A 13397-nucleotide genomic window follows, 5' to 3' on the forward strand; every position below is an offset into this window, starting at 1 on the left:
TACTCACCATGCGTCTGCACACAATGGCGGCGGCGATCGGACTGACCCTGGCGTTGGCGGGATGCGTCAGCACCGGCGGCCTGCAGCCTTCCGGCACCCTCACCGAGGCCAGCTCGCTGAAGAGCCAGCGCAGCCTCGATCGCGTTCCTGTCTCCCCGGCCGCCTGGCCGCAGCAGGATTGGTGGACCGCGCTGGGCGATACACAGCTCGACGCGCTGATCGCTGAAGCCCTGCACGACAACCCCAGCCTTGCCGCCGCCGACGCGCGTGCGCAGCAGGCGCAGGCGGCTGCCGGCGTGGCCGACGCCGAGCGTGGGCCGACCGTCAACGCTGGTGCCAGCATTGCCGGCGCCCGCCTGCCGGGCGCCCTCACCGGCAACGACAGCCATTTCGCCTGGGCCAAGTACGGCTATGCCAGCTTCAACTGGGGCCTGGACCTGTGGGGTGGCAAGCGCGCCGCGTGGGAAGCCGCACTCGGTGAAGCCCGTGCCGCCGAGATCGATCGCCAGGCTGCACGCATCGAGCTGTCCACCAATGTCGCTCGCGCCTATACGCAGCTGGGCTACGCATATGCACAGCAAGATGTCGCCAAGGACGAACTTGATCGCGCCACCAGCGTGCGCGACCTGACCCGTCAGCGCGTCAACGCCGGCATCGACAGCCAGCTGCAGCTCAAGCAGAACGAAACCGAAGTCGCCAACGCCGATGGCCAGATGGCTGTCGCCGCGCGCGCCATCGATGCCGCGCGTTCGTCGCTCTCGGTGCTGCTGGGCAAGGGCCCCGATCGCGGCCTCGACATCACGCGCCCGCAGGTGCTCAAGCCGTCCGAACTGGCCGTGCCGGGTAACCTCTCGCTCGACCTGATCGGCCATCGCCCCGACCTCGTCGCCGCGCGGTGGCGCGTCGAAGCGGCGAGCAAGGACATCAAGGTCGCCAAGAGCGAGTTCCTGCCCAACGTCAGCATCGGTGCCATGGCCGGCTTGCTCGGCATGGGCGGCGGCAATCTCTTCAGCATGAAGAACCGCTTCTTCGAAGCCGGCCCGTCGCTGAGCCTGCCGATCTTCGACGGCGGTCGCCTGCGCGCGAACCTGTCGGCGAAGGACGCCACCTACGACCTCGCCGTCGCGCAGTACAACCAGATCCTGGTCGGCGCGACCAACGAAGTGGCCGATACCTACAACGCGCTGCAGTCGATGCAGACGCAGATCGAGGCGCAGCAGCGCGCACTGGCCGCGGCCAATGACGCGTGGAAGCTCGCCGAGCAACGCTACAAGTCGGGCGTGGGCAACTACCTCGAAGCGCTGATCGTGCGCCAGCAGCTGCTCGTCGCCCAGCGTCACATGGCCCAGCTGCAGTCGCAGCAGGTCGATCTTTCGGTGCAGCTGATCCAGGCCCTCGGTGGCGGTTTCCGCCCGCAGTCCGAGCCGGCCCAGGTCGCCGCCAACACCGCTTCCCCTACTGACCGTTCTCTCTGAAGGCTATCCCCATGTCCAGCCAGACTCCGCTCGCGGCCGACAACACCGCCGTCCAACCGCCGCAGAAGAACCGTCGCGGCTTTCTGCTCCGCCTGCTCGCCGCGATCCTCGTGGTCGTCTTCGTCGGTTGGGGCGTGTGGTACTACTTCGACGGTCGTTGGTACGAAGGCACCGACGATGCCTACGTCAACGGCAACATCGTGCAGATCACCCCGCAGATCCCGGGCACGGTCGTGTCCATCGGCGCCGACGACGGCGACCTGGTGCATGCAGGCGACGTGCTGGTGAAGCTCGATCCGAGCGACGCCGACGTGGCCCTGACCCAGGCCAAGGCCAACCTCGCCAACACCGTGCGCAAGGTGCGTGGCCTTTACAGCAGCGTTTCCGGCGCGCAGGCCGATGTGGCCGCACGCAAGGTCGCTGTCGACAAGGCGCGCTCCGACTTCAACCGTCGTCGTGACCTGGCCAAGTCCGGCGCGATCTCGGCCGAAGAGCTGTCGCACGCCGAAGACACGCTAACCACCGCCGAAAGCGCGCTGATCGCCGCCCAGCAGCAGTACCAGACCAACAAGGTGCTGGTCGATGACACCGTGGTCGCTTCCCATCCGGAAGTGCAGACCGCCGCCGCCAAGCTGCGTGCCGCCTACCTCGACGACGTGCGCAGCACCATCGTCGCTCCGGTCGACGGTTACGTCGCCAAGCGCACGGTGCAGCTGGGCCAGCGCGTCGCCCCGGGTTCGGCGCTGATGGCCGTGGTGCCGCTGCATCAGGTGTGGATCGATGCCAACTTCAAGGAAACGCAGCTGACCAAGATGCGCATCGGCCAGCCGGTCGAGATCCACGCTGACGTCTACGGCAGCGCCGTGACCTACAAGGGCAAGGTGCAGAGCCTGGGTGTTGGTACGGGTAGCGCGTTCTCGCTGCTGCCGGCGCAGAACGCCACTGGCAACTGGATCAAGATCGTGCAGCGCGTTCCGGTGCGCATCACCTTCGACGATCCCAAGCAGCTTGACCAGCATCCCCTGCGCATCGGCCTGTCCACCAAGGTTGAGGTCACCCTGCACGACCAGAACGGCCCGCTGCTCGCCCAGCAGGCACCGACCGCGCCGGCCTTCAGCACCGATGTGTACAAGAAGGAACTGGCCCAGGCGGATGCGCTGATCGATCAGGTGATCCACGCCAATATGGCGGGGGAGCATTGAGCGAGCGCATGGCGCTCGCTCGGTGAACGGTTAACGGTGAAGAGGTAAGGGCAAGGGCGCTCTGCGTGCCTGCCCTTGCCCGCCCGCCCTGATTCACATCTTTTGTTTTGAAGAGAACGAAGTGGGCTGTGGCTTTGTCGCTCACTGCACGTCACGGCTCCTGCTTTGCGCCTCTTATCCTCTACTTCTGACGGCCTATGAACACCCAATTCCGTCCGCCCAATATGGCCCTGACCACGGTCGGCCTGTCGTTGGCGACCTTCATGCAGGTGCTGGATACGACGATCGCCAACGTGTCGTTGCCGACTATCGCCGGCAACCTGGGCGTGAGCGTCAACCAGAGCACCTGGGTGATCACCTCGTTCGCGGTGAGCATGGCCATTTCGCTGCCGCTGACCGGCTTCCTCACGCGCCGATTCGGCGAAGTGAAGATGTTCATCTGGTCGACGCTGCTGTTCTCGCTTGCTTCGTTCCTGTGTGGCATCGCGCAGAGCATGGAAATGCTGATCCTCTTCCGCGCCATCCAGGGTGCGGTGGCGGGCCCGATGTATCCGGTGACGCAGGCGCTGCTGATTTCGATCTATCCACCGGCCAAACGAGGCATGGCGCTGGCGCTGCTGGCGATGGTGACCGTGGTCGCGCCCATTGCGGGTCCGATCCTCGGCGGCTGGATCACCGACAATTATTCGTGGCCGTGGATCTTCTTCATCAACGTGCCCATCGGCATCTTCGCCAGCATGGTCATCGCCAACCAGATGAAGGGCCGCAATGACGTCACGATGCGCCCCAAGATCGACTGGGTGGGCCTGATCACGCTGATCATCGGCGTGGGCGCCTTGCAGATCGTGCTCGACAAGGGCAACGAAGAAGACTGGTTCAGCTCCACCTTCATCGTGGTCACCACCATCGTTGCGGTGATCGGTATCGCGATCTTCCTGATCTGGGAGCTCACCGAGAAGGAACCGATCGTCGACCTGAAGCTGTTCCGCCACCGCAACTTCCGCATGGGTACGCTGGCGCTGGTGCTCGCCTACGCCGCGTTCTTCGCCATCGGTCTGTTGGTGCCGCAGTGGATGCAGCGAAACCTGGGTTACACGTCGACATGGGCGGGCTTTGCGAGTGCGCCATTGGGTATCCTGCCGGTGTTGCTCACCTTTATCGTCGGCAAGTACTCCAATCGCTTCGACCTGCGTCTGATCGCGTCGATCTCGTTCCTGGTGATGGGCGCGACCAGCTTCCTGCGCTCGGAATTCTTCCTCGACATCGACTTCATGCATATCGCGGGCGTGCAGTTGTTGCAGGGCCTTGGCGTCGCGTTGTTCTTCATGCCGGTGACGACCATCCTGCTATCGGATCTGCAGCCGCATGAGATTGCCGCGGGCGGTGGCCTGGCGACGTTCCTGCGTACGCTCGGCGCGAGCTTCTCTGCGTCGCTCACCACCTTCATGTGGGATCACCGCGCCATCGTGCACCACGCGCAGCTGGCCGAGCACATCACGCCCTACGACCCCACGGCGCAGGCGGCCTTGAACACCATCGGCCATGGCGATACGCAGGCGGCGGCGACGACGATCAACAACATGATCACGCAGCAGGCGTACCAGATCTCCTTCAACGAAGTTTTCCACGTGCTGGGCTGGGTCTTCGTCAGCCTGGTCTTCGTGGTGTGGCTGGCCAAGCCGCCGTTCACGGCGAAGGGCGGGCCGGCGGCGGGTGGCGGTCACTAAGGGGATGCGATATCGGGCGGCTCGTCGGGGCCGCCCCGGGTCGTGTGGGCGGCTGGGCTTTGGAAGCTTTGCAGGAACATGAGGACTTCGGCCTCCCTGGCTCGCGAAACGGACATGCCGCGCTCTTCGTCAAGGCGGCTGTTGGTGAATGCCTGAAATTCATCAAGGGGTCGCGCAACGCAGGCTTTCACGGTTGCCAGTTCGTTGTTGATGGTCGCGATCAGCACACTCAGTGATTCGCGCTTCGCATTCGCATGCCGGTACAGCCACTTTTTTCGGTTGATTTGCCCGATCTTCCGGCTGGCGTCTCTTTCAAGTTCGCGCAGCTTTTCGGTTCTCGTTTCGGAAGGGCACGGGAAGCCGCCGAACGTGTGGCGCGCGCCGGGGACCTTATGAGGTGTATTCATCACCTGGATGACCTTGTTCCCGAGATTCTCGATGTCTGCGCCTCTCACCCTGACATGGTTGCCGCCACACAGCCCATAGACGAAGCGATACAGGAAAACCGGAGAAGACATGCGCATGACCATTGACGTCGGAAGCTCGCCATCACGCTAATGCACGGGAAAGGTCCGCAATACCAGGCAGCGATCATGGCCGGGGTTATCCGTGTGAAGGGCCCGCTCTTCCCGTCATCATTTGGATGAATGGTTCGTGGCCGTTTCCGGAAAGTTGCCTTCGGAGGAGCGCCGTAGACTCGGGCTATCTTCCCTGAGGCACCACTTATGAACACTCCCATCTCCAACCCTGCCGGTATCCGCCCGGCCGTGACCCCTCATGCGCCGAACCACACCGGGGACCAAACAGACGGGGTCCCCGTGCGGGGTCTATCCCAGGGATCTGACGTGGCACATCCCGGTGCACGCACGGGAGATATCGCCAAACCGACCGTGTTCCAGTGCATTGATGGGCAGCGGACGCGCGCAGATGAACTCAGAAGCTCGCAGCGCACGCCCGTGAGCCATGCAGGCGCGGACGGCAACAACGCCAGCAAGGCGAGCGTGTCGGAGCATTGCGCTCGGATCGGTGGTGACCTCAACGAACTTCTCGCTTTCGATCTGAGCGAGGTCGGTCGCATTGCGCTGGAGTGCGTGGGCCGCCGGTGTCTGGAGTTAAAGGATGAACTCAAGGAGCTGGAGGTCAGTTGCCTGACGAGCTCTGGTTTGGATTCGGATTTGAATCAGGTGCAGGGCTTGTTCGACCTGGCCGGGGATCTGTTTGAGAAGGTGTCGGACAAGCCCGACTCCGATCCCAACCCATCTGTCATGGAACCCTTGTCACTTTCCAATCCGGGGAACGTGGTCGGATCGTCCCCCCGATAACTCCGACCGGCGCCCGGCTCGCTCAGGCCATGCCGTACTTGTCAGGCAAGCAGCGGGAGGCGAGTAGCCGGGCAAGGGCCGGGGTCCATGCGAGGGACCCCGAGCCTCTCAGATGGTCGGTGAGGTCGACAGGTCGTCATCGTCATGTCTTTCCGAGCGCGCATGCGGTCGACGGTTGAAAGCATGCTGCGCGCGACGCTCCCCAGGATGAATGACCGCAGGCGCGAGAAACCATCGCCATGACTCCAACACTATCTCCGTCATACAACTCAGCGGGCCCTTCACGCGTACAGCAAACCGCGATCTCGGCCATGCGTCGCCACGTCACCAGCGCCGAGGTGACCGGGATTCACACTCGCTTGGTGGCATTGGAGAACAGGTATGAGGAATGGTTGCCCCGTGCTGTCAGTTATCGCCGATCTTCCCAGGGACAGGGCGATCTGAAGGCGATCATCACAGAGGTGAAAAACCTCCGCGATGACAACGCCCGCGCGATACGGGCGTTGAAGGCCGACCCCGGTTCCTACGGGAACCTGGCGAGGAAGCTGGGCGACTCGATTTACTATCGCGACAGGATCGACTGGATGCTGTTGAACCATGGCAAGCATCTCCTGGGGCCGCCTGGGTCACCTGCGCCACCTCCCGTGGCTCCGCCCAGGATGATCACCAACGTGGCGGCGATTCCTGCGGACATGCCTCCCTCGTACGAAGAGGCCATGCGACCGTCCATCGCCGTCGAGCCCTCGCCGCCGACGTATGCGCAGGCCATGGCCGACTCCGAGGCAGACAGCACCAGGCTCTGATGCGCGCTTCGAACGGGCGCCCGGCCCGTCGTGCGGCGTGTTGATGGCGCCATGGACCTTCTTGCCAAGGCAAGCGATGTCGGCCGACCTCATTATTCGCGCAGGTGCGCCACGCGGCTGCGACGAACGAGTCTGGGGAGACGCCCCATGCTGATCAGCTTCGCCAGTTCAACGGAGGGTGCTACGGGAGCGGTACCGAGGTCGTCCACATACGAACGCACAGGCACGCCGGAAGGTTCGTCTGACTGAATAGGGCAGTCCGAAACCGTGGCCTCCGGTGGGACCGATGATTCACATACCAAAGCCCACGCCGACCAGCGCCATGGTTTCACCGCGATTGGGGCCATGGGTGCCGCCGTTGGAAATGTGGCGGATCTGAAAACTCACATGCTTCCCTTGCCAGCCGACGGTATTGACGAACTCACCGATGCTGCTGAGTGCCTGCGTGCGGCCCGTCTGTACGGCGCCTTGCAGGCTGTAGAAAAAGCCGTGATACCAGTCGCTGTCGCTGCCATAGCGAAATCGCGCGCCACCGGCAAACAGCGCGACGTTGTCGTGGGCGTCGTAGCCACTACCGTCATAGCGATGGGTGCTGCGACCGTTGATCCAGCCCATGGAGACGTCAGGCGCCCAGGTCCAGTGGCTGTCGCCAATCGGTCGATCGGCGAACACGGCTTCCACGAACGCCGTGTTGGCACCGTAGCTGTCCATGTAGCTGCGGCCACCCTGGACTTCGACGTGGGCGGCGGATGCGACGGCGGCGAAGGGGATAAAAGCGAACGCGAGCGCGCTGCGGAGGAGGCGGGGATAACGCATGGGCAAAAAACCTTACGGATTGCACTTGTTCTTTTTGTAAACTCTATAGTTTACTAAGTAGCGTCAAGTCTCAGTGAAGCCAGCGACGATCCGTTCGTTGGTCTTTCGGCGCCGCTCACCTCGCGCGTCTTTGCCATGTGGTCCGACTTGACGCCGGGATATTACCCGGCCATTATCCGCCTGCTCCATTTGCCCCGGGTTAAACTTATGAATGCCCCCTTCCCTGCTTCCTGCACGGCTTTCGACGGTTTTCGCCTGATCGCGTCCGGTTCTTTCCTGGACGTGGCCCTTGCCACCAAACGCGCCATCGACGCCGGTGCTCCCGGTCCGGTGATGATTTTCGACGACCGCACCAGTCGTCAGGTTGAAATTGATTTCCGCGGTACGCCGGACGACGTCAAGGCGCGCCTGCAGCCTGCCTCGGCCGAACCGGTGCCACGTGGCCCCGGTCGCCCGAAGCTGGGCGTCGTGGCGCGTGAAGTCACCCTGCTGCCTCGCCACTGGGATTGGCTGTCCTCCCAGCCCGGCGGCGCCTCGGCCACGATTCGTCGCCTCGTTGACGAAGCGCGTCGCGGCAACAGCAACGGTGAATCCTCGCGCCAGGCCAGCGAGGCGGTCGACCGCTTCATGCAGGCCATCGCAGGTGACCTGCGTGGCTTCGAAGAGGCATCGCGTGCGTTCTGGCGCGGTGAGCGCGATGGCTTCCACACGCTCATCGATCACTGGCCGTCGGATGTCCGCAACCACCTGAAGAACCTGGCCTCGTCCGCGTGGGACACGGCTGAAGAACGAACGTAAACCTAAAAAGAAGAACTCGCACCCATGTCCGCGTCCCCTCCCCGCCAGCCCTTGCTTACCGAAGGGCCCATCGCACGTACCTTGCTGATGTTCGCGCTGCCCATCCTGGGCAGCACGGTACTTCAGTCGCTCAACGCTTCCGTCAATGCGATGTGGATCGGCCACTTCCTCGGGGAGTCCGCGCTCACGGCGATCAGCAATGCCAGCCTGATCGTGTTCCTGCTGATCACCGCGGTGTTCGGCGTGAGCATGGCCAGCACCATCCTGATCGGCCAGAGCCTGGGCGCGCGCAATATGCTCGAAGCCAAGCGCGTGGTGGGCACGGGTGTGAGTTTCTTCGTGGTGATGTCGGTGCTGGTATCCGTCTTCGGGTACTTCGCCACCCCGGCCATGCTCCGGGCATTGGGAACACCTGCCGATGCCCTGCCCTACGCCGTGCCCTACCTGCACATGATCTTCGTCGCCATGCCGACGATCTATTTCTACAACTTTCTGATGATGACCCTGCGTGGCGCAGGCGACTCACGTACGCCGTTCCTGTTCATGGGCCTGTCCGTGCTGCTGGACATTGCGCTCAACCCGCTTTTCATCTTCGGGTGGGGTCCGGTACCGGCCATGGGTACGGCGGGATCCGCCGTCGCGACGCTGATCGCGCAGAGCGTGGCTCTGATCGCCTTGCTCAGTACGTTGTACGGGCGCAAACACTTTCTGCGCCTGACGCGCGCAGAGCTTGGTTTCCTCAAGCCCGATCCGGTGATCTTGCGTGCGTTGATTTTCAAGGGCCTCCCGATGGGCCTGCAGATGCTGGTGATCTCCTCGTCGTCGATGCTGATGATGCGCCTGGTCAACAGCTACGGTTCGCAGACGGTGGCCGCTTACGGTGCGGCGACGCAGCTGTGGACTTACGTGCAGATGCCGGCGATGGCCATCGGCGCGGCGGTGTCGTCCATGGCCGCGCAGAACGTCGGCGCGCAGCTGTGGGATCGCGTCAATCGCATTGCGCGCATTGGCGTGGGCTACAACTTCCTGCTCAGCGGCCTGCTCATCGGCATCATCTATATCTTCAACCGCGCTGCGCTGAACCTGTTCCTGCCCGGCGACGGAGAAGCGCTCGCACTGGCGGCGCATCTGAACATGATCGCCGTATGGTCGTTCCTGTTCTTCGGCGTCACCTTCGTGCTGTTCGGCGTGGTGCGTTCAACGGGCGCCGTGTGGCCGCCGCTGATCGTGCTCACTATTTCGATGTGGCTGATCCGTCCGCCGTTCGCGGTGACGCTGATGCCGAGCATCGGTGCAGAGGCGATATGGTGGAGTTTCCCGCTGGGTTCGATGGCGGCGATGCTGATGGCGATGGGGTATTACAAGTGGGGTGGCTGGCGGAAGGCGCATATGTTGAGTGCACCGCATGCGAAGGCATCGCTGATCCCTGCGGTGGTCGAAGGCGACGCCTGAGTCCACCGGTCATCGCATAAGAAAAGGCCGCCGGAGCATTCACTCCGGCGGCCTTTTTCGTGGATGCCTTCACTCTGAATCGATCGCTTGATCGATCACGCCCCCACAGGCGTCATCAGTGAGGTGTCCTGCTCACGTCGCTTGCGTTCACCGAAGTATTCGCGCGTCCGCCCACTAAAGACACCCCAGCTCGCATAGAGCAGGAAGATGCCACCCACGATCAGCACCAGCATGCTGCCGCCACCGTTCGCCATGGCGGCGATCTGGCCCAGCACGGCTGGAATCAAAGGCACCGCCACCAGCGCATACATCAGGAAGCGGGCGCGGCGAGTCTTGCGCAGGGTGGCGATGGCGGTGCGAACGAGCGCCCAGCCATAGATCGCCAGCATCAGCGCTACGAGCGGATTGAGATGCATCTTGTCCTGCATGCCACGGGCGAATACGGCGAGAAGCCCCGTAATGCCCAGGGCGCCGCCCAAGGCAATGGTGATGCCCGACGTCCACATCAGCCGCAACGGCATCAGGCCCTTAGCATGGCGCACCAGGCGGTCGAAGTTCCACAGGTAGATCGCCGGGGTGCTCAGCAGCGTGAGCAGCTGCGACACCAGCAGGCCACCGACGATGGCCACGCCCAGCGGCTGGCGCATCTCCGAACCGATGCCGAAACCGATGGCCAGCGGCAACGCTGCGCCCATCGCTACCAGCGTCGTCATGGTGATCGGGCGGAAGCGCACCAGCGCGGCTTCGCGAATCGCATCCGGTGGCGACAGGTTTCGCTCGCGCTGCGCGACCAACGCGAAGTCGACCATCAGGATGGCGTTCTTCTTCACGATACCAATCAACATCAGGATCGCGATGATGGCCATCAGCGTGAGCTGCATCTGCGTCACCAGCATCGCCAGGAACGCGCCCATGCCGGCGGCGGGCAGGGTGGAGAGAATGGTGAGCGGATGACCCAGGCTCTCGTAGAGAATCCCGAGCACGATGTACATCGCGACGATCGACGCGATCAGCAGGACCATGCCGTTGGATTTGGCCTGCTGCAATCGCTGGTTCTGGCCGGTGAATTCCACGCGGACGCCGGCCGGCAGCGCCAGGGCAATGGCTGCCTGGTTCACCAGCGTTATGCCGCGATCCTGCTCCACGCCCTGACGCAGGTTGTAGCCGATGGTCGAGGCTTCGAGCTGGTTGTGATGGCGGATGCGCATCGGCGAGATGGTCGGCTGGATGCTTGCCACGGCCGATAGCGGGATCATCTGTCCCTTCGGATTACGCACGCGCACATTGAGCAGCGCTTCCGGACTCAGCGACGTGGCGGACGACGACGTCAGCACCACCCAGTACTGGTTGATGTCCGAATAGATCACCGAGACCTGACGCTGGCCGAACGAGTTGTACAGCGCGGTATCGATCTGGCCCATATTCAGGCCCAGCCGGCCGGCGGCTTCGCGATCGACCTTCAGCATCTGCTGCTTGCCGGTGAGGTCGAAGTTGCTTTTCACGTCGCGCATTTCCGGTCGCGCGCGCAGCCACTGCACCATTTTCAGCGACCACGGCTGCAGGTTCTCGCCGCTGCTGCCGATCAGCTGGAACTCGTACTGGCTACCGGCGTCACCACTACCGCCGCCGCCCAGGAACTGCACGGCATCAAGCGACACGCGCACGTCCGGGAGCAGCTCGTACTGCTTGGACAGGCGTTCCATCACTTGTTTGACGCTTTCCTTGCGCATGCCGGGGCCTTCGCCCTTGGGCTTGAGATCCACGAACATGCTGCCGGCATTGCCGACCGCGCCATCGCCGCCGTTGGCGCCGAGCGTGGTGAGCACGTCCAGCACCGCCGGGTCCTTGCGCATGATTTCCGTCGCACGCTGTACGCGCGCGGCCATGGCGGTCGGCGAAATGTTGGCATCCGCGCGGATATCGGCCTGCAGCATGCCGATGTCTTCCTCGGGCATGAAGTTGCCACCCGCGGTCTTCACCACGGCAAAGCCAAGGAGAATGGTAAGGATGAAGCAGATCAGCGGCTGCCAGCGCATCCAGCGGCGATGGCGCATGGCCCAGTTGAGCGAGCGTTCGTAGACGTCATGCAGCCCGCGATCGAAACGCTCCAGCGCGCGTTCAATGCGACCGGGCTTGTGCTCGCCGGGTTCTTCATGGCGCAGGAAGTAGCCGCACAGTGCCGGCGTCAGCGTCAGCGACACGATGGCCGAGAAGATCACCGCCACGGCGAGCGTCACCGAGAACTCACGCAACAGCTTGATGATCATGTTGTTGCCGAACAGCATCGGCGCGAACACGGCCACCAGCGACAAGGTGATCGACACCACGGTGAAGCCGATCTCGCGCACGCCGATCAGGGCGGCAGGCAAGGGCGCTTCGCCATGTTCCATGTGGCGCACGATGTTCTCGATCACCACGATGGCATCGTCGACGACGAAGCCGATACACAACACCAGCGCCACCAGCGACAGCGTGTTGAGCGTGTAGCCGAGGAAATACATGATCACGAACGCGCCGGCCAGGGACAGCGGCACGCTGAGCGACGCGATGAGGGTAGGGCGCAGGCGACGCAGGAACACCAGCATCACCATCACCACCATCACGATACTGATCAGCAGCGCGACCTGGACTTCATGCAGCGCCGATTTGGCGGTCTGGGTGAGGTCGAAGATCGGCGTGATCTGCACGTCCGCCGGCATCCACTCATGGAACTGCGGCAGCTTGGCGCGAATGCGATCCACCGTATCCACGGCGTTGGCATCGGCGCGCTTGCTGATCTGCATCGCCACGGTGGTCTTATCGTTGAACCAGGCACCCTGGTAGATGTCCTGCGGGCCGCTGTAGATCTTCGCGACATCCGCCAGGCGCACCGGCACGCCGTTCTTCACGGCAATCATCAGGCTGCCGAATTCTTCCGGCGTATGCAGCGAGTCGTTGGCCGTGACGGTCATCTGCGTGCGGCCGTCGGTCAGCATGCCTTGCGGCGAGGTGACGTTGGCGGCGATCAGGGCGTTGGTGACGTTGTCGGCCGTCAGGCCCTTGGCAGCCAGGGCGTTATTGTCCAGCTCCACGCGCACCGCATGTGGCGCGCCGCCGAACACCTGCACCTGGGCCACGCCGTCGATCTGCGAGATGGCGGGCTTGAGCAGGGTGTCGGTCAAGTCGTAGAGCTTGTCCGGCGGCAGGCTGGTCGAGGTGAACGAGACCAGCAGGATCGGAATCTGCGACGTGTCGAACTTGAAGTACTGCGGCAGTGACGGCATGCCCGTCGGCAGGTCGACGGCGGCGGCATTGATGGCGGCCTGGACGTCGCGCGCGGCCTTGTCGGCCGAGCGATCGAGGTTGAAGCGGATCTGCACCGAGGCCGAGCCTTCGGTGGCATTGCCGTACATATCTTCGATGCCTGGAATACGGCCCAGGTGACGCTCCAGCGGCGCCAGCACCGTATTGGCCATCGTCTGCGCACTGGCGCCTGGCATCGAGGCGGCGACATAAACGCCGGGGAATTCCAGCGTCGGCAGGGCGGCGACACCCAGAAGGCGATACGCAAAGAAGCCGGCCAGCAACAAGCCGAGCCCAAGCAGGGAGGTGCCGACGGGTCGGCGAATCAATGGCGCAAAGATGTTCACGTGGTTTCCGTACCGGGCTGTCGGTGCGCATGCCCAGGCATACCTGCTTGGCATGCCAGACGCGGGGATCGTGTGCCAGCACGCGCGGCGCTGGAGGCGGGCGCAATCATAGCGACTATATGACTACCCCACGTGTGCGCGGCGAATGTGCAGGAAGTCCGTCCGTGCCGGAA

The 13397-nt window shown here is 63.5% G+C and carries 10 protein-coding genes; 7 read left to right on the forward strand and 3 right to left on the reverse strand.

All coding sequences use genetic code 11. From position 1 onward, the window contains the following. The first annotated feature begins 8 nt into the window (after positions 1-8). From EYV96_RS18260 to EYV96_RS18270, 3 genes are all read left to right on the forward strand, one after another. On the forward strand, positions 9-1475 hold the full coding sequence (locus tag EYV96_RS18260) for an efflux transporter outer membrane subunit (protein WP_131153029.1): 1467 nt from the start codon (positions 9-11) through the stop codon (positions 1473-1475). An 11-nt stretch (positions 1476-1486) separates the two neighbouring features. After that, complete coding sequence (locus EYV96_RS18265; protein ID WP_131153030.1) at positions 1487-2677, forward strand: HlyD/EmrA/EmrK family protein; 1191 nt, start codon at positions 1487-1489, stop codon at positions 2675-2677. A 197-nt stretch (positions 2678-2874) separates the two neighbouring features. Continuing rightward, complete coding sequence (locus EYV96_RS18270) at positions 2875-4404, forward strand: DHA2 family efflux MFS transporter permease subunit (RefSeq protein ID WP_131153031.1); 1530 nt, start codon at positions 2875-2877, stop codon at positions 4402-4404. Here EYV96_RS18270 and EYV96_RS18275 read toward each other — a convergent pair. After that, on the reverse strand, positions 4401-4922 hold the full coding sequence (locus tag EYV96_RS18275; protein WP_131153032.1) for a hypothetical protein: 522 nt from the start codon (positions 4920-4922) through the stop codon (positions 4401-4403). The genes EYV96_RS18270 and EYV96_RS18275 overlap by 4 nt on opposite strands. Before the next feature lie 327 nt (positions 4923-5249). Between EYV96_RS18275 and EYV96_RS18280 the strand changes: the two genes are divergently transcribed. Further along, positions 5250-5726 (forward strand): hypothetical protein, encoded by a 477-nt coding sequence (locus tag EYV96_RS18280; RefSeq protein ID WP_131153033.1) that lies wholly within the window; start codon positions 5250-5252, stop codon positions 5724-5726. A 311-nt stretch (positions 5727-6037) separates the two neighbouring features. Beyond that, the gene (locus EYV96_RS18285; protein ID WP_131153034.1) at positions 6038-6529 is read left to right on the forward strand and encodes a hypothetical protein; all 492 of its coding nucleotides are present in this window, start codon (positions 6038-6040) and stop codon (positions 6527-6529) included. Between the two features lie 291 nt (positions 6530-6820). Here the strand turns inward: EYV96_RS18285 and EYV96_RS18290 are convergent, their stop codons facing one another. Continuing rightward, a complete protein-coding gene (locus EYV96_RS18290) occupies positions 6821-7345 on the reverse strand; it encodes a lipid A 3-O-deacylase (protein WP_131153035.1) in 525 nt (174 codons plus the stop codon). A 207-nt stretch (positions 7346-7552) separates the two neighbouring features. On the opposite strand from EYV96_RS18290, the gene EYV96_RS18295 reads away from it, so the two are divergent. Together EYV96_RS18295 and EYV96_RS18300 are read left to right on the forward strand one after the other, a co-directional pair. Further along, positions 7553-8143 carry a DUF2239 family protein gene (locus EYV96_RS18295; RefSeq protein WP_131153036.1) on the forward strand — a complete coding sequence of 197 codons (591 nt, stop codon included), beginning with the start codon at positions 7553-7555 and terminating at the stop codon, positions 8141-8143. A gap of 24 nt (positions 8144-8167) precedes the next feature. Then, entirely contained in the window at positions 8168-9595 is a 1428-nt protein-coding gene (locus EYV96_RS18300; RefSeq protein WP_131153037.1) for an MATE family efflux transporter, read from the forward strand. A 95-nt stretch (positions 9596-9690) separates the two neighbouring features. Here the strand turns inward: EYV96_RS18300 and EYV96_RS18305 are convergent, their stop codons facing one another. Further along, a complete protein-coding gene (locus EYV96_RS18305; protein WP_131153038.1) occupies positions 9691-13224 on the reverse strand; it encodes an efflux RND transporter permease subunit in 3534 nt (1177 codons plus the stop codon). Between the last annotated feature and the right edge of the window lie 173 nt (positions 13225-13397).

It is taken from the genome of Dyella terrae (assembly GCF_004322705.1).
Classification (GTDB): Bacteria; Pseudomonadota; Gammaproteobacteria; order Xanthomonadales; family Rhodanobacteraceae; genus Dyella_D; species Dyella_D terrae.

What these genes read in the sequence shown, in the direction of transcription:
- EYV96_RS18300 (WP_131153037.1), top strand. Translation starts at nt 8,168, where the DNA reads ATGTCCGCGTCCCCTCCCCGCCAGCCCTTGCTTACCGAAGGGCCCATC.
- EYV96_RS18275 (WP_131153032.1), bottom strand. Translation starts at nt 4,922, where the DNA reads ATGTCTTCTCCGGTTTTCCTGTATCGCTTCGTCTATGGGCTGTGTGGC.
- EYV96_RS18290 (WP_131153035.1), bottom strand. Translation starts at nt 7,345, where the DNA reads ATGCGTTATCCCCGCCTCCTCCGCAGCGCGCTCGCGTTCGCTTTTATC.
- EYV96_RS18260 (WP_131153029.1), top strand. Translation starts at nt 9, where the DNA reads ATGCGTCTGCACACAATGGCGGCGGCGATCGGACTGACCCTGGCGTTG.
- EYV96_RS18285 (WP_131153034.1), top strand. Translation starts at nt 6,038, where the DNA reads ATGCGTCGCCACGTCACCAGCGCCGAGGTGACCGGGATTCACACTCGC.
- EYV96_RS18295 (WP_131153036.1), top strand. Translation starts at nt 7,553, where the DNA reads ATGAATGCCCCCTTCCCTGCTTCCTGCACGGCTTTCGACGGTTTTCGC.
- EYV96_RS18265 (WP_131153030.1), top strand. Translation starts at nt 1,487, where the DNA reads ATGTCCAGCCAGACTCCGCTCGCGGCCGACAACACCGCCGTCCAACCG.
- EYV96_RS18270 (WP_131153031.1), top strand. Translation starts at nt 2,875, where the DNA reads ATGAACACCCAATTCCGTCCGCCCAATATGGCCCTGACCACGGTCGGC.